Raw genomic sequence first — 21201 nt, forward strand, 5'->3', positions numbered from 1 at the left:
CCGGGGGTGTTGTCTTTTTACGTGCGCCATTGTCACGAGCCGTGGCCGCACAAAGGAGCCTTAACGAGGTGTCTCACTTCGCCAAGCCTGTCTCACGATTCTGGTTTCCCCTGTCGCTGGTGCTCTTCGAGTTTGCCGTCTACGTCTCGAACGACATGATCATGCCGGGCATGCCGCTCGTCACGCGCGAGTTCGGTGCGACGGCGGACATGATTACGCTGGCCCTGACGGCCGCCATGCTCGGCAATGCGAGCCTGCAGTGGCTGCTCGGCCCGCTGGCCGATCGCTTCGGGCGGCGCCGGGTGCTGCTCTCGGGACTGGTCATGTTCATCGCGGCCTGTGTGACGATGCATTATGTGCAGACCATGTCGCAATTCATTCTGCTGCGCTTCCTTCAGGGCATGGGCTGCTGTTTCGTGCTGACGGTGGGTTATCCGACTGTCCATGAAGCATTCGAAGAGAAGACTGCCGTGCGGGTCATGGCGCTCATGGCGAACGTCTCGCTGCTCTCGCCGATGTTCGGCCCGCTCGCGGGCGCCGCCGTGGTGTCGTACCTGTCGTGGCGCAGCATCTTCTGGCTGATCGCGCTGGTCGCCGTGGTCTCTTTCGTCGGCTTGTACCGCACCATGCCGGAACTCTCGCGACACGATCGCAGCGCGCTCAACGCCCGCTCGTTGTGGCAGGGTTACAGGCTGCCGCTCTCGAGCACGCGCTTTTGGCGCGGTGCGGTGCTCACCGGGTTGGCGGTGACGCCGCTGCTCACATGGATTGCGCTCGGCCCGGTATTCCTGATCGAGCGTGCGGGAATGTCGCAGATGCAATATGCACTGCTGCAGTTGCCGGTGTTCGCGGCGCTGATTCTCGGCAATCTGCTCCTGTCGCGTCAGGTGGGTCGCTGGTCGAACGCTCGCGTGCTGGCCACCGGTGTGGCGGCGATGCTCATCGGCGCGGCCGTCTCGCTCATCGGGACCGCGATTCTCGCGCCGGGATATCCGGCGCTGCTCGTGGGCACGACGTTGCACGCGTTCGGCATGGGCATGTGCTACGGCGTGGTGTATCGCCAGTCGTTGTTCGCGGTGGATAGCCCCAACCGTGCCACGGTCGCCGGCATGCTCAGCATGATTACCATTGTCGTGGCCGTTGCGGTGATCGAATCGATGAAGCTGGCGTACCTGCACTTCGGCGACGCCGCGCTGGGCATCGGCGCAATGACGGCCGCGGCGCTGGTGGCCGTGCTGGCGGCGAATTTCGTGCCGCCGCCCGCGCACGATCCGCTTGCGCATCCGGCACGCCAGCCGTGATAGGCGTGCCGCGCGGTAAACAAAAAAGACAAGAAAGGCGCCAGCGAGTTTTGAAATTCCCCCCCAAGCGTTGGATGCACCGCCAACCCTTGGGGGTTTTTCATGGGCCGACGCTCAGTGATGAGCCCGCTCGTCCGACAGCGTTTCGGCGCGATGTGCGTCGCTCGCACCGGACGGTGCGGCAGACGCGCCGACAGGTCCGGCGGGATCACCCGCGGCCGGCTTGGGCGCCGAGTAATAGTCCCGCTCCCACTTCTCGTGATTCGCCTTGGCTTGCTGAAGCTCGGGCGTGAGCGGGGCGAAGGCGAGGAGCAGCCGGTTGAGCCAGGAAACGGGTGGCTTGCACGGGCGCTCGAAATCGACGAACAGCACCACGCGCGTCTCGTCGGTGTCGTTGTGCACCTGATGCGGGTATGCATCGTCGAAGATGACGGCGCGATTGACCTGCCACACATAGCGCTGGCCGTCGACCTCGATCCAGCACTTCTCCCGCTCGCGCGGCACCTTCAGCGCAAGATGCAGCCGCAATACGCCGTTGTAGGGGCCGCGATGCAGCGGAATCTGCTTGCCTGGCGAGAGGATCGAGAAGAAGGCGGTGCGCAGGCCCGGAATGCCGTCGAGCGCGGCAGCGGTGGCGGGGCAGCGTGCAAGATTGCGCTCGGCGCGCATGCCATAGCCGAGAAACACGAAGGTCTGCCACTGATGGTCCTGCGTGATGGTGGCAACGTCGGGCGAGATTTCGTGGAACGCGGGCAGACGGCCCGGCGTGGCAAGCACCGCTTCGAGTTCGCGCGCGATGGCCGGTGCCTGCGCTTCGATCGCTTCGACCCACGGGAACTGCGCATTGTCGAAGATGGGTTTGTCGCCGACCAGCGAACCCCGGGCAATCAGGCGCTGCGCCGCTTCGACACACTGAAAGAAGAATTTCGCGAGCCAGCGGGGCAGGGTGCGGTTGGGGTTTTGCACGGGGGATCGTGTTGCGGGCAACGTCGGCCTCCAGGGCGCGGATGGGGGAACCGGGCCGGCGCGCATGTGTCTTTCAGTGCGGTGATCGCCGGGCTTTTGGGTACAATTGTCGCGCGGTCTGGTCGTGACGCCAAGTCTCGTGCGGCAAAGCTGCGCGAGCACGGGCCGCGAGAGATTCCGACCGGCGGCAGGGGGAGGGGCTGGATGCGTCCGTGCCCCGGCAGGCGGGGGCTCGCCGACAAATACAGGAGACGCATGAACGCGCGCACAACACGGCATCCACACTCGACGCAGGCCTCGTTTGCCGCCTCACGTATTGCCGGACGAACGGCGTCGATGCGCGCCGTCGTCGCGCCGGTCGTCCAGACCTTCGCGTGCGCTGCGTCCATCGTGTCCGGCGCGCGCTTCTCGACCCGCTTCGCCATGACCGTCGTCGGCATCGTTGTGTCGGCGATCCTGTGGTTTGCGCCGGAGGCACACGCCAAGTACGCCATCGCGCAGTACGGCGAGCCGAAATATCCGAAAGGGTTCACGCACTTCGATTACGTCAATCCGGATGCGCCGCGTGGCGGCACGCTCACACTGGCCAATCCGGACCGGCGCACGAGCTTCGATAAATTCAATCCGTTCACGCTGCGCGGCACGTCGCCGCCCGGCGTGTCGGGCCTGATGTTCGAGACGCTCGGCATTGGCAGCGCGGATGAACCGGCGACCGTATACGGCCTGCTGGCCGACGATATCGCGGTGGCGCCCGACGGGGCGTCGGTCACGTTTCACATCAATCGGGCCGCGCACTTCAACAACGGCGACCCGGTGACCGCCCAGGACGTCAAATACTCGTTCGACACCCTCATGAGCCCGCAGGCAGCGCCGGGTTACAAGGTGATGCTCGCCGACGTGAAGGGCGTGACGGTGATCGACAATCGTCGGGTGCGCTTCGACTTCCGGCGTGTCAGTCCCGACCTGCCGCTGCTCGCGGCGTCGGTGCCGGTGTTCTCGCCGAAGTGGGGCGTGGGGGCCGACGGCAAGCGCAAAGCATTCGACGCCATCACGTTCGAGACGCCGATCGCGAGTGGTCCGTATCTGATCGAGTCGTACGAAGGCGGCCGTCGCATTGCCTTCCACCGCGACCCGAACTACTGGGGCAACGACCTGCCGGTGCGGCGCGGGACCTACAACTTCGAGCGCATCGTCTACAAGATGTACGCCGACGATATCGTGCGGCTCGAAGGCTTCAAGGCGGGCGAATTCGACGCTACCACCGAATATCGCGCGCGCAGTTGGGTACGCAGTTACGTGGGCAAGCGCTTTCGCGACGGGGAACTGGTCAAGCGCGAATTCGCTCATCACAATGCGGCCGGCATGCAGGGCTTCATTCTGAACACGCGCCGCGACAAGTTCCGCGACGTGCGTGTGCGCCGCGCGCTGGACCTCGCACTGGACTTCCAGTGGCTGAATCGTCAGTTGTTCTACAACCAGTACCAGCGCATCTACAGCTATTTCACCAACAGTGACCTCGCGGCACGCGGCATGCCGGGTGAGGCCGAGCGCAAGCTGCTCGATCCGCTGCGCAAGTCGCTCGACCCGGCCGTGTTCGGGCCGATGGTCGTGCAGCCGACGACTGCTCCACCCGCGAGCCTGCGCGAAAACCTGCGTCAGGCGCGTGAGTTGTTGGCGCAGGCGGGCTGGACCTATCGCGACGGCGCGCTGCGCAATGCGAAAGGCGAGCCGTTCGTGTTCGAATTCCTCGACGACGGCGGGGCGATGGGGCCGGTCGCCTCGGCCTACGCGCGCAATCTCGCGAAGCTCGGCATCACGCTGAACTTTCGCACGAGCGATTTCGCGCTGTACCAGAAGCGCCTCGAGGCGTTCGACTTCGACATGATTTCGCTGCGTTATCCGGACTCGCAGATTCCGGGCACCGAGCTGCTCGACCGTTTCGGCAGCCGTTCGGCCGACGTGGAGGGGTCCGACAACGTCATCGGGCTCAAGGACCCGGCCGTCGATACGTTGCTTGGCGAACTCGTGCGTGCGCGCACCTACGACGATCTCGTCGCGGCCGCACGCGCGCTCGACCGCGTGCTCATGCATGGGTACTACATCGTGCCGCACTGGTTCTCGTCCACCCATCGCATGGCCTACAAGCAGTATCTGCACTTCCCGGACAAGTTGCCGCTGTACTTCACCGCCGAAGGCTGGCTGGTGTCGATGTGGTGGGACTCGCGTCTGGAGCGGGGCCGCGCTTCGGCGTCCGGCACGCCCCCTTCGACGGATCGACCGCAGCCGGTGGCGCCGCCTGTCGTCGCGTCCGGCGTCGCCCGATAGCTTTTGCCGCGCTTCAGACACTGATAGGAGCCGTCCCCCAGCCATGTGGTCTTACATCCTCAAACGACTGCTGATCATGATTCCGACGCTGCTCGGCGTGATCACGCTGACCTTCGTGGTCATTCAATTCGTGCCGGGCGGGCCGGTCGAGCAGGTCATGCTCGAGCTCAAGGGGCGCGCCGGCGGCGGTGGGGAAGCGAGCGGCGGGGGCGGCAGCGAGTATCGAGGACGTCGCGGCATCGACCCGCAGCAGCTCGCGCAGATCAAGGCCCTGTACGGCTTCGACAAGACGCCGGCGCAACGTTACTGGCTGATGCTCAAGCGCTTCGCCAGATTCGATCTCGGACAAAGCTACTTTCACCACCAGAGCGTATGGTCGCTCATCGTCTCGAAGCTGCCGGTGTCGATTTCGCTCGGTCTTTGGACGTTTTTCCTGACGTATCTGATATCGGTGCCGTTAGGCATCGCCAAGGCGGTGCGCAACGGGTCCCGCTTCGATACGCTCACCAGCATGGTCGTGCTCGTGGGCTACGCCATTCCTGGCTTCGTGCTCGGCGTGTTGCTGCTGGTGCTCTTCGGCGGCGGTACGTTCTGGCAGTTGTTCCCGCTGCGCGAACTGGTCTCCGACAACTGGAGCGAACTGTCGTGGCCCGCGAAGATCACCGATTACCTCTGGCATATCACGCTGCCGGTGACGGCGTCCGTCGTGGGCAGTTTCGCGGTGATCACCATGCTCACGAAGAACGCGTTTCTCGACGAGATTCGCCGTCAATATGTGCTTACCGCGCGCGCGAAGGGGCTCTCCGAGCGCAAGGTGCTGTTCAAGCACGTGTTCCGCAATGCCCTGATCCCGCTCATCACCGGGTTCCCGGCCGCGTTCATCGGGGCGTTCTTCGCGGGCAGCCTGCTCATCGAAACCCTGTTCTCGCTCGATGGTCTGGGCCGTCTGTCATATGAGTCGGTGCAGCGTCGCGATTATCCCGTCGTACTCGGCTCGCTGTATCTCTTCACGCTCATCGGTCTGGTGACCAAGCTCATTTCCGACCTCTGCTACGTGATGGTCGACCCGCGCATTCAATTCGATCGACTGGAGCACTGACGTGACCCGATCCACCACGCCAACGCCTCGTCCGTCGTCCCTTGCCGCGTCGAGCGCATCGCCTTCGCGCTCGCCGCGATGGCGCGTGTGGCGACGCTTTCGCCAGCAGCGGCTGGGCTACTGGAGCCTGGTCGCCTTCGTCATTCTGTTCGGCCTCAGTCTCTTTGCCGAGGTCATCGCCAACGACAAGCCGTGGGTCGTGCGGTACGAAGGAAACTGGTATTTCCCACTGGTGAAGACCTATCCCGAGTCGACCTTCGGCGGCGACTTCCCGACGCCGACCGACTATCTCGATCCGTTCATCGAGTCGCGCATTCGCGCGGGCGACAACTTCGCGATCTATCCGCCCGTGCGCTACAGCTACGACACCATCAACTACTTCGCGAAGGTACCGAACCCGGCGCCGCCGTCGGCCGAGAACTGGCTCGGCACGGACGACCGCGGTCGCGACGTCTTCGCCCGCCTGCTGTACGGCTTTCGCCTGTCGGTGATCTTCGCACTGGCGCTGACGATCTCCGGCACGCTGCTCGGCATGCTGGCCGGCGCCGTGCAGGGCTTTTACGGGGGGCGCATCGACCTGACGTTGCAGCGGCTGATCGAGATATGGGGTTCGCTGCCGGAGCTCTATCTGCTCATCATTTTTGCGTCGATCTTCGAGCCGCATCTGTGGCTGCTCTTCGTGCTGCTGTCGTTGTTCGGCTGGATCGGACTGTCGGATTACGTGCGTGCCGAGTTTCTGCGCAATCGGCAGCTCGATTACGTTCGTGCTGCGCGCGCCATGGGGCTCTCGAACTGGCAGATCATCCGGCGCCACGTGCTGCCCAACAGCATGACGCCCGTCATTACATTCCTGCCGTTCCGCATGAGCGGGGCGATCCTCTCGCTCACCAGTCTCGATTTTCTCGGACTCGGCGTGCCGCCACCGACCCCGAGCCTGGGCGAATTGCTCAATCAGGGCAAGGCGAATCTCGACGCGTGGTGGATTTCGCTCGCGACGTTCGTCGTGCTGGTGCTCACGTTGTTGTTGCTCACGTTCATGGGCGACGCCCTGCGCAATGCGCTCGACACGCGCATGGCGGACAAGCAGGCCGCGGCCGGGAGGGCAATGTGAACGCACCGCTGCTCAGTATCGAGAATCTGTCGGTGCGCTTTGGCGACACCGAGGCGGTAAAGGACGTGAGCCTGGCGATCGCGCGCGGAGAGCGCGTGGCATTGGTCGGCGAGTCGGGGTCGGGCAAGAGCGTGACCGCGCTGGCGATCCTGCGGCTGCTCCAGGACGCGCAGGTTCGGGGACGCATACTGCTCGACGGCGTGGACCTCGCGTCGGTGAGCGAGCGCGCGATGCGCGGCATGCGTGGCAATGACATCGCCATGATCTTCCAGGAGCCGATGACCGCCCTCAATCCGCTCTATCCGATCGGGGAACAGATCGCGGAAGCGCTCGAATTGCACGAAGGGCTCTCGCCGAAGGACGCGAAAGCACGTGCCGTCGACCTGCTGCGTCGCACGGGCATTCCTGAGCCGGAGCGTCGCGTGTCGCATTTCCCGCACGAACTCTCGGGCGGGCAGCGCCAGCGCGCCATGATTGCCATGGCGCTCGCCTGCCGTCCGAAGCTCCTGCTGGCCGACGAGCCGACGACCGCGCTCGACGTGACCATTCGCGCACAGATCATCGAATTGTTGCTGGAGCTACAGCGCGACGCGGCCGAAAAGCGCGGCATGGCCGTGCTGCTGATCACGCACGACCTCAATCTCGTGCGGCGCTTCGCCCAGCGCGTGGCCGTGATGGAGAAGGGCGTGCTTGTGGAGTGTGCCGACACCGAGACGCTTTTCACCAATCCGCAGCATCCATACACGCGCAAGCTGATCGACAGCCGTCCGCAGCGGGAGATTCATCCAGTGCTGCCGATTGCGCCCGTATTGCTCGAGGCGAAGGGGGTCGCGGTGGATTACGCCATGTCGCAGCCCGGCTTGCGCGGCTGGTTCCGGCGCGGACGCTTTCGCGCGGTGCACCCGGTCGATCTCGCGCTGCGCCAGGGCGAGACGCTGGGCGTGGTTGGCGAGTCCGGCTCCGGCAAGTCGACGCTTGCCATGGCGCTGCTCGGCCTGCAGCGCGCGAGCGAAGGGCAGATCGCATTTCACGGCGAACCGTTGTCGTCGTATCGCGGGGCCGCACAGCGCAAGTTGCGCTCCCAGATGCAGATCGTGTTTCAGGACCCGTTCGGCTCGCTCTCGCCGCGCATGACGATCGAGGAAATCGTCGGCGAAGGGCTGGCGCTGCATCGTCCGCATTTGACGGAAGACGAGCGGCGCGCGCGCGTCGCCGACGTGCTGCGCGAGGTGGGCATCGATGCACGGGCGATGTCACGCTATCCGCACGAGTTTTCCGGCGGCCAGCGACAACGGATCGCGATTGCCCGGGCGCTCGTGGTCGATCCGCAGATTCTTGTGCTCGACGAGCCGACCAGCGCGCTTGACGTGTCGATTCAGCAGCAGGTGCTTCATTTGCTCGCGCAATTGCAGATCAAGTACAACCTGAGCTACCTCTTCATCAGTCACGATCTGGCGGTCATGCGCGCGATGGCGCATCGCGTTCTGGTGTTCCGCGACGGCCGTCTGGTGGAGCAGGGCGATACGGAATCGGTATTTTTCGATCCGCGTAACGACTACACGCGGGAACTGGTGGCGGCAGCCATGCTGTAGGTCCGTGACGTCGGCGTGAAAGACCGCGTAACGTCGCGGAATGTCGGCTAAATCACAAGCGCTTGATTGGTAATGAAAATTTTCCGATTGTGCTGATTGTTTTTTTCTATTACCTTTTGACATCATGTGACGTTCACATTACTATCGCGTACCAATTAAGTTGAATATTCAACGAGTTAACCAGGTCATTTCAGGCGACAGGTTCGGCGGTGAGACTGCCGGGCGTAACTCGAAGGGTTTCAGCACCACAGCATCCTGTTGTATCTGACGAGCTACTCATCGGCCATCCGACTCAACCAACCCGGCGACCAATGCAGACGATCCCCAAGCGCACCCGCAAGACTCTCCTTCTCGCGTTCACTGCTGCCGGCCTCGTCACCGCCTCGTTGACGGCGAAGGCAGACGACTACAACAACGGTCCCTCACCCGCCGCACGCGCCGCCGCCGAAGCCATTCAGGCAGCCAAGGCCGCGAAGTCCGGCAACAGCGCGGGCGCCGCGAATTCCCAGAACGCTTCGTCCAACGTCGCCACGACAGCCTCCGATGTCCCGCAGGCAGCCGTCGAAGAGACGCGTGTGCAACGGGCGCAGAAGCTGCTCTCGAACGTGACCGACAAGGCGTCGGACGTGGTGCTCGGCGCGTTGAACTACATCGGCGTTCGTTACAAGTACGGCGGCAATACGCCTGACAGCGGTCTGGATTGCAGCGGCTTCGTGCGCTACGTGTTTCAGGACACGCTCAACTTCATGCTACCGCGCCGCTCGGAAGAGATGAGCCAGGTCGGCGAGCGTATCGCCAAGACCGACCTGAAGCCGGGCGATCTGGTGTTCTTCAATACGATGCGTCGCAGTTTTTCGCACGTCGGTATTTACATTGGCGGCGACAAGTTCGTGCATGCCCCGGCGACCGGCGGCAAGATTCGTGTGGAAGATCTGCGCGAGTCGTATTGGTCGGCTCGCTACAACGGTGCCCGTCGCGTCGAAACGCTCAAGGCCAGCGCCGAACTGACGCGCGTCGAGCAGTTGTTCAAGAACGATCACCCGATGTAAGTTTTCCGGCGTTTGCCGCAGACATGAAGAATGCCGCCCTTGGGCGGCATTCTTCATTGGGACGTCCCGGATTGCGTCTGGATCTTGCGCGGGACCGCCCGCGCATCGCAACCCCGAGTCGAAACGCTCAGCGAGAGGCCTGCGGCATGCCGCGCGTCGCATCCGACTGCGCTTCGGCGAGCTTGCGCTGGATTTGCGGCCATTGCTTCGCGACGGCTTCCTCGCCCGCCAGAATTGCGCGGTTGCGGCCCTGGAAGTCCGATGCGCCCATTTTTGCGAGCGACGGACGAATCACGACATCGGCATTCTTTTCCAGCTCGTACTGCTTGATCGACTGACCCATGATCGTGAATGTCTGCATCAGGATGTCGAACTGCCCCTGTGTCGCCTGCGCCGTCGGATTCGCCGAGATGTCGACGGCAATCACGAAGTCGGCACCCATCTGGCGCGCATATTCCGCTGGCACGGGGGCAACGAGCCCCCCGTCGACATAGTCGCGCGTGCCGATGTGCACCGGCTCGAACACCCCCGGCACGCTGCTCGACGCCCGAACGGCCTGGCCGGTATTGCCGCGCCGGAACAGAATCGGCGCACCGCTTTGCAGATCGGTCGCCACGATGCCCAACTGGCGCGGCATCTGTTCGATCGGACGGTCCTTGAGAATCTTGTTGACGTACGACTGCAGTGCTTCGCCGCGCAGCATGCCGCGCGAGCGGAACGGCATCGTCCAGTCGCTGATCGAGGCTTCATCCATGGTCGAGGCGAGCCGGTTGAGCTGGAAGCCGTTCAGGCCCGACGCATACATGGCACCCACCACGCTGCCGGCGCTGGTCCCGACGACGATATCCGCATGGATGCCGCGCGCTTCGAGGGCCTTGATGACACCCACATGCGCGAAACCGCGTGCGGCGCCGCCGCCAAGCGCCAGTCCGATCTTGAGGGGACGAACGACCTTGGGCGGCGTCGCCGGGGTCGTCGGCGACGCGGGCACTTGTGCCACCTGCGGCGTGTCTGGCGCGTTGCCCTGAGAGTCGACCGACGGCGCGCTTGCACAACCCCCCAGCACGGCGAGCATGGCCAGGGCGCTCAGGGCAGTGCGCGGGGAGGAAGCGGAGATGGACGTACGACGCAGGGCTTGCGGCGATGCCGATTCCGGGAACGAGGGCACGGCGGGGGCGCCGTCGGCTGTCGGTGTGACAGCGCGGCGCAGGATTCTGATCAACGACAACAAGGAGAAACTCCGGCAGGGCAGGACAAGCGCGCGGCGCCCCCGAATCGCCCGGGAGGGTGGGGAGGCGGTGCGTCGACGCGCAATTTTACGGCGATTGGAGCCGCCCGGGCATAAATCAGTTCACTTTTGGAGGGTGTCATCGACGAGCGGCGACATGTTGTGGAACCTTTACGGGGCCGACTCATCTTATCTGCCACATCTTCATGGCGGCGATCGCTCGATCGCTGTCGTCGCGAGCCCCCCATTCCTGGCGGATTCCCCGCCTGGCCCCGACGCTCCACCGATTCCAGCGGCAAGCCAGAATATCCTGTCTAACAATAATGGGAATCATTTGCGTTGATCGGCGTTTTTCATTATGCTGTTCCTCTCTACGAAACCACGACGGCGGGGGAATGGCCCATGAAGGCGAAGACGATCGGCAAACTGGCGCGACTGACGGTGCTTGGCGCCGCAGCATGTACGGCGTTCGCCGTGCAAGCGGAAACGAAGGTGTTGAACCTCTACTCGGCGCGTCACTACCAGACCGATGAGCAGCTCTACGGCACGTTCACCAAGCAGACTGGCATCAAGATCAACCGCATCGAGGCAGACGACGCTGCGCTGCTCGAGCGTTTGAAGAGCGAAGGCGCCAAGAGCCCGGCCGACGTGATCCTGATGGTCGACGCGGCGCGTCTGGCCAAGGCGGACGAAGCGGGTCTGTTCCAGCCGACGAAGTCGGCAACGCTCGATGCACGCATTCCGGCCAAGCTGCATGCCGCGGCGTCGAAGGCGGGCACCGACTGGTATGGTTTTTCGACCCGGGCGCGCGTGATCGTCTACAACAAGGACAAGGTAGACCCGAAGACGGTCCAGACGTACGCCTCGCTGGCCGATCCGTCGCACAAGGGGCAGGTCTGCACGCGCTCGGGCTCGCACCCTTACATGCTGTCGCTCGTCGGCGCGCTGATTGCACGCGACGGTGCGCAAGCCACGCAGAAGTGGGCGGAAGGCATGGTGGCGAACTTCGCGCGCGCGCCGCGTGGTGGCGACACCGATCAAATCAAGGCAGTGGCCACCGGTGAGTGCGGCGTGGCGCTCGCGAACTCGTATTACTACGTGCGCATGGCGCGTTCGGACAAGCCCGAGGACAAGGCCCTGATGTCGAAGGTCGGCTTCATCTGGCCGGATCAGGCCGGCAAGGGTACGCATGTGAACGTGGCGGGGGCCGGCATTGCCAAGCACGCGCCAAATCACGCGAACGCGGTCAAGTTCCTGGAGTACCTCGCCAGCGACGAGGCGCAGCAGTATTTCGCCAACGGCAACAACGAGTGGCCCGCCGTGCCGACGACCAAGCTCGACAACCCGGCGCTCGCGGCGCTGGGCGAGTTCAAGGCGGAGGACGTATCCATCGGCACCATCGCCAGGAACTTGCCCGAAGCGCAGCGTATCCTCGATCGTGCGGGTTACAAGTAAAAAGCGCGGCGCACCGGACGCGAGGGCGTTGGCGTCCGGACACCATCCGGCATACCGATGCGGGATGCCGGCATCGAAACGAAGCGGGCACCGGAGATGATCCGGTGCCCGCTTGGCATTCGTGTTCCGCGCGCGCGTTATCGTCGTCCGGCGGCGCGTCCGTCATCGGTCAGTCGATATCGTCGCCAGGCTGGTACATGTGGTAGTCGCCCGTGGCATAGACACCCTTGTACGGCGTGGGCGCCTCCGGATCGTGCTCGATGGGGTGCGTTTCCACCACGCGCAGCGATTCGCGCACCTGCGGCGGCTCGCACTCGGCGATCAGGCGACGCGCCTCCGCCTCGTCGTCGGCAACGACGTCGTACGTGGTCACGAACGACGGCGGCGGGCCGTCGGGGTCCTCGTCTTCGAGCGGCTCGAACCACTCGCCTTCCACGATCAGATGCATCATGTGCGCGGTGTCCGATTGCGCCTCGCGAGCCGCGCGCAGCGCCCACAGGGCGGCCTCGCTCCATTTGTACAACTGCACGGCTTCGAGCGCATGGGCGAGCGCCTTGTCGTTGTCGCCCGACTGCTTGTAAGCCAGCGACAATTCGGCCAGCACGTCGGCCATCGACACGTTGCTGCCTTCCTCGTCATGCTCCTGCTTGTGCAGGGCTTCGTAGGTCGCGATGGCGGCCTTGGGCTCTCCCTGCGCATTGAACAGATGCATGCGCAATGTCACGGCGTTTTCGATGAATGCCCGCCCCGCTTGGGCGAGATGCGGACTATCCAGCACCCGATCGAGACGTTTCTGCGCGGCGGGCAGGTCGCCGTGTCGTGCCAGCGCGTTGGCGTGATTGAAGTCGACGATCACGAGGTCTTCATCGGGGGCGCAGTTGGCGGCGGCCTCGTAGGCTTCGATCGCTTCGGGGAAACGCCCCAGATCGGAGCGATAGTTGCCAAGCAGTTGCCATAGCAGCCAGACGCCCGGTGCATGGGCGACGCCGGCTTCGAGCACCGCCACCGCCTGCTCCATTTCATCCATGTCGGCATAGGCCATCGCCTGCACCTCATAGGCGCCCGAGTACCGCATCGACTCGAGCGTCTTGCCGATCTCCAGTGCCGACTCGGGGTCGCCGGCTTCGAGGTGGGCAAAGGCTTCCGTCATCAAATCGTCTTGCTCGGACATTGCATTTCTCCTTCGGGAACAGCAGGGGGGAGGCGTGCCGGCGACCGGCGCACGGTACGTCCCATCATATAACAGTCATCGTGACAGCCCGAACCGCGCCGGGTGAAGCGCGGGCAGGGGCGGCCTACGTGAAGGCGGAGGTCGGCGCCGCCGGCAGGCGGGCGCAATGAAAAAGCCGCGACAGGGTCGCGGCTTTTTCTCGTGATGCTTCGTGGCGTTGTCGGTGGGATCAGCCGCCGCGGCGCATCAGGTCGAAGAACTCGGCGTTGTTCTTCGTCTGCTTGATCTTGCCAAGCAGGAATTCCATTGCCTCGGCTTCGTCCATGTCGTAAATGAGCTTGCGCAGCACCCAGATCTTCTGCAGGATCTCGGGCTTGATGAGCAACTCTTCGCGACGCGTGCCCGACTTGTTCAGGTTGATCGCCGGGTAGACGCGCTTTTCCGCGAGGCGGCGCTCGAGGTGCACTTCCATGTTGCCGGTGCCCTTGAATTCTTCATAGATCACGTCGTCCATGCGGCTGCCGGTCTCGATCAGGGCCGTGGCGATAATCGTGAGCGAGCCGCCTTCCTCGACGTTGCGCGCCGCGCCGAAGAAGCGCTTCGGGCGCTGCAGGGCGTTGGCGTCCACACCGCCGGTGAGCACCTTGCCCGATGCCGGGATCACGGTGTTGTAGGCGCGAGCCAGACGTGTGATCGAGTCCAGCAGAATCACCACGTCTTCTTTCATTTCGATCAGGCGCTTGGCCTTCTCGATCACCATTTCGGCGACTTGCACGTGACGCGTGGCGGGTTCGTCGAACGTCGACGCGATCACTTCCCCGCGCACCGAGCGCTGCATTTCCGTCACTTCTTCCGGGCGCTCGTCGATGAGCAGCACGAAAAGCTTGGCTTCCGGATGATTGGCGGTGATGGCGTGCGCGATGTGCTGCAGCATGACCGTCTTGCCCGACTTCGGCGAGGCGACCAGCAGGCCGCGCTGGCCCTTGCCGATCGGGGCGATCATGTCGATGATGCGGCCCGTGACGTTTTCCTCGCCGCGAATGTCGCGCTCGAGCAGCAGCGGCTTGTTCGGATGCAGCGGCGTGAGGTTCTCGAACATGATCTTATGTTTCGAGGCCTCGGGCGGGTGGCCGTTGACTTTGTCGACCTTCACCAGCGCGAAATAGCGTTCGCCGTCCTTGGGCGTGCGCACTTCGCCTTCGATCGTGTCTCCGGTATGCAGGTTGAAGCGACGAATCTGCGACGGGCTGATATAGATATCGTCCGTGCTGGCGAGATACGACGTTTCGGGCGAACGCAGGAAACCGAAGCCGTCCGGCAGCACCTCGAGCGTACCGTCGCCAAAGATGGTTTCGCCGGACTTTGCGCGCTTCTTCAGAATGGCGAACATCAGCTCCTGCTTGCGAAGGCGGTTCGCGTTCTCGATCTCGAGACCGTTCGCCATTTCAAGCAGCTCGGAGACGTGCTGGGACTTTAGTTCGGATAAATGCATACGGAGGTGCCGTCCATCGGACGACAAGTGAAGGATCAGGGAAAAGTGAGCGAACGCTCGAAGAACTTTGAGATGCTTTTCGCCGGATTATATAGCAAGCAGCGCGGCGCGCAAGCACTGTCCTGCCTGCGCGCCGCCGGGGTGTCGCACTGTGGCGACAAAGGCCCCGGCGTATGCTCCCACCGGCGGGGATTACAGATTGCCGTCGAGGAACGCGGTCAGTTGCGACTTCGACAGGGCGCCGACCTTCTGAGCGGCGACGGCGCCGTTCTTGAACAGGATCAGCGTGGGAATACCGCGGATGCCGAACTTGGCCGGCGTGGCCTGGTTGTCGTCGACGTTCATCTTGGCGACCTGGACCTTGTCGCCGTATTCCTTCGTGACCTCTTCCAGGATGGGCGCGATCATCTTGCACGGACCGCACCACTCTGCCCAGAAGTCGAGAAGCACCGGCTTGTCGGAATTCAGAACGTCCGCATCGAAGCTGGCGTCGGAGATGTGTTTGATGGCTTCGCTCATGAGTATTGTTGCCTCGTCTGACTATTCGGAAACGTGCGGCGAAAGCCCCTCGCTCTCGCCGACGCTGGAGATGTCACCCGACGTTCCGGGCGTGCATTCCCCATATGGAGGCTGCAATCGCGGGCTTCAATAGCGCCCGCCAATGCAGTTTGTGCTCATCTTAGCGGAAATCGCAAACGCTTGCGCGCGCGCCCACGGCCCGTGCCCGGGGCACGGCGGCGCCCTGACGCATCTTCTGGCGGAATGGGGCTTCTGTTGGCGCGTCGACTCTGGTAGAATCTATCACTGACGGGCCTCCTCGCATGGTGGCGCGGCCAATCTGGTCAGGTCGGGAACGAAGCAGCCACAACCGTTTTCTACCAGTGCCGAGGGTCAGGCTCGTCACCTACCTCCTTGTTTTATCGATGTTCTCCGCGCGTTCTGCGCACGTTTTTCCCCCGAAACCTTTGCGTGAATCCGTTGCCGCCACCCATTGCCGGGCATGTGATCGGTGCGCCTCGCCGTGCACACGGGCCAGACGCACGCGCGCGACGATGGGCGGGCGCCGACGTGTCGCATGTCCGGGATGCCCTTGGTAGAATCGCGCAACATTTTTTTCTATCGCACTGATAGCCACCGCCTCGGGCGGGTGCCGGACGACCCGGCCGCGGCAGGATATCGGTGCGGGCGCCCAACGCCGAACTGTTACAATTTGGCATGACCTATCAAGTACTCGCGCGCAAATGGCGCCCCAAAGGCTTCTCGACCCTGGTGGGCCAGGAGCATGTCGTGCGTGCGTTGACGCACGCGCTCGAGCAACAGCGTCTGCATCACGCCTATTTGTTTACGGGCACGCGCGGCGTCGGCAAGACGACGCTCTCGCGTATTTTGGCCAAGGCGCTCAACTGCGAGACGGGGATCACGGCCGAGCCGTGTGGTGTGTGCAAGGCGTGCCGCGCGATCGACGAGGGCCGTTTCGTCGATTACGTCGAAATGGATGCGGCGTCGAACCGGGGCGTCGATGAAATGACGTCGTTGCTCGAGAAGGCCGTCTACGCGCCCGCGGATGCCCGCTTCAAGGTCTACATGATCGACGAAGTGCACATGCTCACGGGGCACGCGTTCAACGCGATGCTCAAGACGCTCGAGGAGCCGCCCGCACACGTCAAGTTCATCCTGGCGACGACCGATCCGCAAAAGATTCCGGTCACCGTGCTCTCGCGTTGCCTGCAATTCAACCTGAAGCAGATGCCTGCCGGGCATATCGTGTCGCACCTCACGAATATCCTGGGCGAAGAGGGCATCGAGAGCGAGCCACAGGCGCTGCGCCTGCTCGCCAAGGCGGCGGGGGGCAGCATGCGCGACGCGCTCTCGCTCACCGATCAGGCCATCGCCTATGCGGCGGGGCCGCTGTCCGAGACAGCGGTACGCGGCATGCTCGGCGCCATCGACCAGAGTGTGCTCGTGCGCTTGCTCGATGCCCTCAAGGACGAATCGCGTACCGACCTGCTGGCGATCGCCGATGAAATGGCCGAGCGCAGTTTCTCGTTTGCCGCCGGGCTCCAGGACCTCGGGAGTCTGCTGCACAAAATTGCGCTGGCGCAGTACGCACCCCAGGCCGTCTCCGACGATTGGCCGGAAGCGGCGGACGTGCGGCGTCTGGCCGAGGCGTTGTCGCCCGAGGCCGTGCAACTCTATTACCAGATCGCCACGCGTGCGCGCGGCGAATTGGGTCTCGCACCCGACGAATACACCGGTTTCTCCATGGCGCTACTGCGCATGGCGGCATTCACGCCGCTGCTCGCAGGCGGCACGCTGGCCGAACCACCCATGCCCCAGGCCGCCGGTGCCGCTCGCGCCGCGGCGCCCTCGACCGGCGCGCCGGCACGCGTGCCGACGGGTGAGCCGGGCCGCATGACGTCGTCGGCATCGTCGCCTATGGGGGGGGCGGGCGCCGTGGCAGCACCCGCACAGCCCGAGGCGCGCCGCGTGCCCGCCGCGCGCAGTACCGCCGCGCCGGCCGACGGCGCACCGATGTCGCCCGCCCGGGCGGCGCTTGCCGCACTCAATGCCGGACGCAAGGGCACGGCCGGGCGCACCAGCAACGGGGGCGCTGCCGCAGGCGCCAACCGAGGCAATCCGTCGCGCGCCTCGGACGATGCCCCGGCCGGCGCCGATCCTGAACCTGAGCCTGCCCCGCCGGCACCTGCACCGGCCGTCGCGCCGCACGCCTGTGTCTATCGCGAAGCCGACGGCGTGGCGCCCGTGTTCACGGGCGATTGGCCGGCGCTGGCGGTCGAACTGCCGGCGCGGGGGCTTGCCCAGCAACTGGCATTCCAGAGCGAATTGACGGAAGTCGCGGGGCGCGCGCTGCATTTGCGCGTGCCGCTGCGTCAACTGGCCGACGCCGCCACCACCGACAAGCTGCGACAGGCGCTCAACGAGCATTTCGGCACGGAAGTGCAACTGCACGTGGCGCTGGGACAGGTCGGCACGACGGCGGCTTCGCTGGCGGCCGAAGCGGCTGCCGCAAGGCAGCGCGCCGCCGAGCAGGCCATTGCCGAGGATCCGCTCGTGCGCGAATTGATCGAGGATTTCGGTGCACAGATCCTGCCGGGCAGCATTCGCCCGGTACAATAATCGGGTTCGTTTTCGATAACCGGGTCGCCGCTTTCCGAGCGTTTCGGAGGGCGTCACCCAAACGCGCGTTACAGGGCGCGGCGCGACGATGCGGCACGCCGCTGTACGCCGTGGGACAGGGTGGTCGTCCTGACGTCAACGCTGCAAAACGGCAACGCGCGCCAAGCCCCTCATACGATTTACTCAGGAGTCGACATGCTGAAAGGAAACATCGCGGGTCTGATGAAACAGGCCCAGCAAATGCAGGAAAACATGAAGAAGGCGCAGGAGCAGCTCGCGCAGATCGAAGTCGAGGGGCAGTCGGGGGCCGGCCTGGTGAAGGTGGTGATGACGTGCAAGAACGATGTGCGTCGCGTGACCATCGATCCGAGCCTCCTGGCCGACGACAAGGACATGCTCGAGGATCTCGTGGCCGCGGCGTTCAACGATGCCGTGCGCAAGGCCGAGGCGACTGCCGCGGAAAAGATGGGTGGCCTGACCGCCGGTCTGCCGCTGCCGCCGGGCTTCAAGATGCCGTTCTGAACCGCGCCGGCCAGTCACAAGTATCGAAAGACGACGCATGCCTCAGCTCTCGAGCCTGCAAGAACTCGTCGACGCCCTGCGCGCGCTGCCGGGTGTCGGTCCGAAGTCCGCGCAACGCATCGCTTATCACCTGCTGCAACGCGACCGCAAAGGGGCGGTGCGGCTGGGAGAGGCGCTGGTGCATGCGTCCGAACAGATTCGCCATTGTGCGCGCTGCAATACGTTTTCCGAAGTCGAGATCTGCGAGACGTGCCTCGATTCCGAGCGCGACACGAGCCTGCTTTGCGTGGTGGAAACCCCCGCCGACCAAAACATGCTCGAGCAGACCATGACCTTCAAGGGGCTTTATTTCGTGCTGATGGGGCACCTGTCGCCGCTTGACGGTGTCGGCCCGGGCGAGATCCATTTCGAGCAGTTGATTCGCCGCGCCACCGACGGCGTGGTCAAGGAAGTGGTGCTCGCGACCAACTTCACCAACGAAGGCGAGGCCACCGCGCATTACATCGGTCAGACGCTCAAGGCGCGCGGCCTGCGCGTGAGCCGGCTCGCGCGAGGCGTGCCTGTCGGGGGCGAATTGGAGTACGTCGATGCCGGCACCATCGCCCGCGCCGTGCTCGATCGGCATACGCTCTGAGCATGAAGCTCGCGTGACGCCACGCGCCCTTGCGCGTAGGTACTCGTACTCTCATCCAATCGGATTAGTTGTTATTCGGTATTCCTGCGCCTATTCCGGTCTTCTAGACTGAACCTGCCGACTTGGGGACCCAAACAACACGGGGAACACCATAACTCCCGAGCGGCGTGGGGCTGTATACCTGTCGTGCCAACCGGTCTGAAACCCAATAATGGCGCGCGGGCACTGCTTAGGCAGGGAGTTAAGGTATGGCTAACGATACCGGGCGCACCCTGATTTACGCCTCCCGAAAGCACAACGACGGGTTGCTGTCGTTTCTGGGAGAGCAAGGCTGGCAAGTCATGCCGGCCAAGAGCGCCAGCGACGTCGGTCGCATTCTGAATCCGGGGATCACCAGCGCAGCACTCATTGACCTGGCGAGCGGTTACAGCGACCGCGAGATGGGGGCATTCGAGTCTTGCATGCAGCCGGCCACGGTCGGCTGGGTTGCCGCAACGCACCCCGAGCAACTGACGACGACCTCGATTCGTCGTTTGATTCGCGACTACTGCTTCGATTACGTCAACGTGCCTTGCACGAACGATCAGCTTGCGCATTCGATCGGTCACGCATGGGGCATGGCGTCGCTCTCGGAAGTGCCGATCATCACACCGCAGGTCGGTGGCGACCAGGAAATGGTCGGCACGTGCGAGGCGATGCAGCAGCTCTTCCGAACGATCCGCAAGGTTGCCAACACGGACGCGCCCGTGTTCATCTCCGGTGAATCGGGCACGGGCAAGGAATTGAGTGCCGTGGCGATTCACGAGCGCTCGCTGCGCGCCAAGGGCCCGTTCGTGGCGATCAACTGTGGCGCCATTCCGCCGCACCTGATGCAGTCCGAACTGTTCGGCTACGAGCGCGGCGCCTTCACCGGTGCGAACGCGCGCAAGGTCGGGCGCGTCGAGTCGGCCAACGGCGGTACCTTGTTCCTCGACGAAATCGGCGATCTGCCCATCGAGAGTCAGGCGAGCCTGTTGCGCTTCCTGCAGCAAGGTGCGATCGAACGTCTGGGCGGACATGAAGTCATTCCCGTGAACGTGCGCATCATTTCCGCGACCCATGTGGACCTCGAGACCGCGGTCAAGGAAGGCCGGTTCCGCATGGATCTGTTCCATCGCCTGTGCGTGTTGCGTGTGGACGAGCCGCCGTTGCGTGCCCGCGGCCAGGATATCGAGATCCTGGCGCATCATGTGCTGCAACGCTTCAAGGGCGATAACCATCGCAAGATCCGCGGTTTTACGCAGTGCGCGGTGCAGGCGATGTACGAATATCACTGGCCGGGCAACGTGCGCGAGTTGATCAACCGCGTGCGCCGCGCCATCGTGATGGCCGACAGTCGCGTGATCTCGGCCAAGGATCTCGACCTGCTGCCGTGGGTGCCGACGCAGGTGCGCACGCTCGAGGAAATCCGTGCCGAGGCCGAACGAACGGCCATCGAGCAAGCATTGCTGCGCCATTGTCATCGGCTCACCGAGGTGGCCGCAGAGTTGGGCATTTCACGCATCACCCTCTATCGGCTCATGTGCCGCTACGGATTGCGTGGTGACGAATCGGGCGTGCCGGCCTGATATCTTCTGGCGAAGAGAGGGCGACCGTCCTGTGATGAACAGGGCGGTCGTTTCTTTTTGGGGTCCTGAAGATCTCCCTGACACACCATTGAAGTCACGCTGCGACACACGCCCTCGCTGCGGCGTCTTCGCATTCCGCGAATCCTGACGTCGCCAATAACGACGGAAAAATCGCGCCATTTCCGTTGCCTTCGCCTGTCGCGCGCTCCGTACGCAATGCGTTCTCTCGCGCTTCGAAAGACCTCATGTCGCGACGTCACGCCTGCCATAACGCGATGCCATGCAGCGCGCGTTTGAAGCGCGTCGCCAACACGATCGGTGCGCGCGCCGCGTGCGCGTCGGAGGCACACATCAAAGATGAAACATCCGTGGCGCCGCATTCGCCAAGGCATCGCGCGAACCCGTGTGACGGCGTCGTGTCGTTGTGCGCCCGCGCGGCAAATTTGGCATCGCTCCGTCACAGGAGCGCCTTGCCGGCCGGGCCTTCGCGGCATGCGTCGCTGCTCGCGCG

General features: G+C 64.1%; 16 protein-coding genes and 1 other RNA gene. 12 read left to right on the forward strand and 5 right to left on the reverse strand.

Going from position 1 to position 21201, the window contains the following annotated elements:
- The first annotated feature begins 68 nt into the window (after positions 1–68).
- Complete coding sequence (locus tag W930_RS25615) at positions 69–1301, forward strand: MFS transporter (RefSeq protein ID WP_023596565.1); 1233 nt, start codon at positions 69–71, stop codon at positions 1299–1301.
- A 114-nt stretch (positions 1302–1415) separates the two neighbouring features.
- Here W930_RS25615 and W930_RS25620 read toward each other — a convergent pair whose 3' ends face one another.
- Entirely contained in the window at positions 1416–2267 is an 852-nt protein-coding gene (locus W930_RS25620) for an aspartyl/asparaginyl beta-hydroxylase domain-containing protein (protein ID WP_023596564.1), read from the reverse strand.
- Between the two features lie 255 nt (positions 2268–2522).
- Here W930_RS25620 and W930_RS25625 point away from each other — a divergent pair, with 255 nt between their 5' ends.
- The 5 genes from W930_RS25625 (at position 2523) to W930_RS25630 (ending at position 9443) form a co-directional block, all read left to right on the forward strand.
- Positions 2523–4592, forward strand: a complete 2070-nt coding sequence (locus W930_RS25625; protein WP_023873916.1) for an extracellular solute-binding protein — start codon at positions 2523–2525, stop codon at positions 4590–4592.
- Between the two features lie 43 nt (positions 4593–4635).
- Positions 4636–5691 (forward strand): microcin C ABC transporter permease YejB, encoded by a 1056-nt coding sequence (locus W930_RS0101825; RefSeq protein WP_023596562.1) that lies wholly within the window; start codon positions 4636–4638, stop codon positions 5689–5691.
- A gap of 1 nt (position 5692) precedes the next feature.
- Positions 5693–6802 carry an ABC transporter permease gene (locus W930_RS0101830; RefSeq protein ID WP_023596561.1) on the forward strand — a complete coding sequence of 370 codons (1110 nt, stop codon included), beginning with the start codon at positions 5693–5695 and terminating at the stop codon, positions 6800–6802.
- Positions 6799–8394 carry an ABC transporter ATP-binding protein gene (locus W930_RS0101835; protein ID WP_023873917.1) on the forward strand — a complete coding sequence of 532 codons (1596 nt, stop codon included), beginning with the start codon at positions 6799–6801 and terminating at the stop codon, positions 8392–8394. Before W930_RS0101830 ends, W930_RS0101835 begins: the two co-directional genes overlap by 4 nt.
- 311 nt (positions 8395–8705) lie before the next feature.
- The gene (locus tag W930_RS25630; RefSeq protein WP_080685069.1) at positions 8706–9443 is read left to right on the forward strand and encodes a C40 family peptidase; all 738 of its coding nucleotides are present in this window, start codon (positions 8706–8708) and stop codon (positions 9441–9443) included.
- Positions 9444–9570: 127 nt separating this feature from the next.
- Here the strand turns inward: W930_RS25630 and W930_RS0101845 are convergent, their stop codons facing one another.
- A complete protein-coding gene (locus W930_RS0101845; protein ID WP_023596558.1) occupies positions 9571–10674 on the reverse strand; it encodes a patatin-like phospholipase family protein in 1104 nt (367 codons plus the stop codon).
- Between the two features lie 399 nt (positions 10675–11073).
- On the opposite strand from W930_RS0101845, the gene W930_RS0101850 reads away from it, so the two are divergent.
- Positions 11074–12126 carry a Fe(3+) ABC transporter substrate-binding protein gene (locus W930_RS0101850; protein WP_023596556.1) on the forward strand — a complete coding sequence of 351 codons (1053 nt, stop codon included), beginning with the start codon at positions 11074–11076 and terminating at the stop codon, positions 12124–12126.
- Between the two features lie 169 nt (positions 12127–12295).
- Here the strand turns inward: W930_RS0101850 and W930_RS0101855 are convergent, their stop codons facing one another.
- The 3 genes from W930_RS0101855 to trxA form a co-directional block, all read right to left on the reverse strand.
- Entirely contained in the window at positions 12296–13297 is a 1002-nt protein-coding gene (locus tag W930_RS0101855; protein ID WP_023873919.1) for a tetratricopeptide repeat protein, read from the reverse strand.
- A gap of 229 nt (positions 13298–13526) precedes the next feature.
- Positions 13527–14789, reverse strand: a complete 1263-nt coding sequence (gene rho, locus W930_RS0101860; RefSeq protein ID WP_023596554.1) for a transcription termination factor Rho — start codon at positions 14787–14789, stop codon at positions 13527–13529.
- Positions 14790–14981: 192 nt separating this feature from the next.
- On the reverse strand, positions 14982–15308 hold the full coding sequence (gene trxA / locus W930_RS0101865; protein ID WP_023596553.1) for a thioredoxin TrxA: 327 nt from the start codon (positions 15306–15308) through the stop codon (positions 14982–14984).
- Positions 15309–15595: 287 nt separating this feature from the next.
- Between trxA and ffs the strand changes: the two genes are divergently transcribed.
- The 5 genes from ffs (at position 15596) to W930_RS0101885 (ending at position 20690) form a co-directional block, all read left to right on the forward strand.
- An RNA gene (gene ffs, locus W930_RS29420) (signal recognition particle sRNA small type) lies at positions 15596–15694 on the forward strand.
- A gap of 310 nt (positions 15695–16004) precedes the next feature.
- Positions 16005–17927 carry a DNA polymerase III subunit gamma/tau gene (gene dnaX, locus W930_RS0101870; RefSeq protein WP_023873920.1) on the forward strand — a complete coding sequence of 641 codons (1923 nt, stop codon included), beginning with the start codon at positions 16005–16007 and terminating at the stop codon, positions 17925–17927.
- Between the two features lie 195 nt (positions 17928–18122).
- A complete protein-coding gene (locus tag W930_RS0101875; protein ID WP_023596551.1) occupies positions 18123–18449 on the forward strand; it encodes a YbaB/EbfC family nucleoid-associated protein in 327 nt (108 codons plus the stop codon).
- 37 nt (positions 18450–18486) lie between these two features.
- Positions 18487–19083 (forward strand): recombination mediator RecR, encoded by a 597-nt coding sequence (gene recR / locus W930_RS0101880; protein ID WP_023596550.1) that lies wholly within the window; start codon positions 18487–18489, stop codon positions 19081–19083.
- 248 nt (positions 19084–19331) lie between these two features.
- Positions 19332–20690, forward strand: a complete 1359-nt coding sequence (locus W930_RS0101885) for a sigma-54 dependent transcriptional regulator (protein WP_023596549.1) — start codon at positions 19332–19334, stop codon at positions 20688–20690.
- The last annotated feature ends 511 nt before the right edge of the window (positions 20691–21201 follow it).

It is taken from the genome of Pandoraea sp. E26 (assembly GCF_000681415.1).
Taxonomy (GTDB): domain Bacteria; phylum Pseudomonadota; class Gammaproteobacteria; order Burkholderiales; family Burkholderiaceae; genus Pandoraea; species Pandoraea pnomenusa.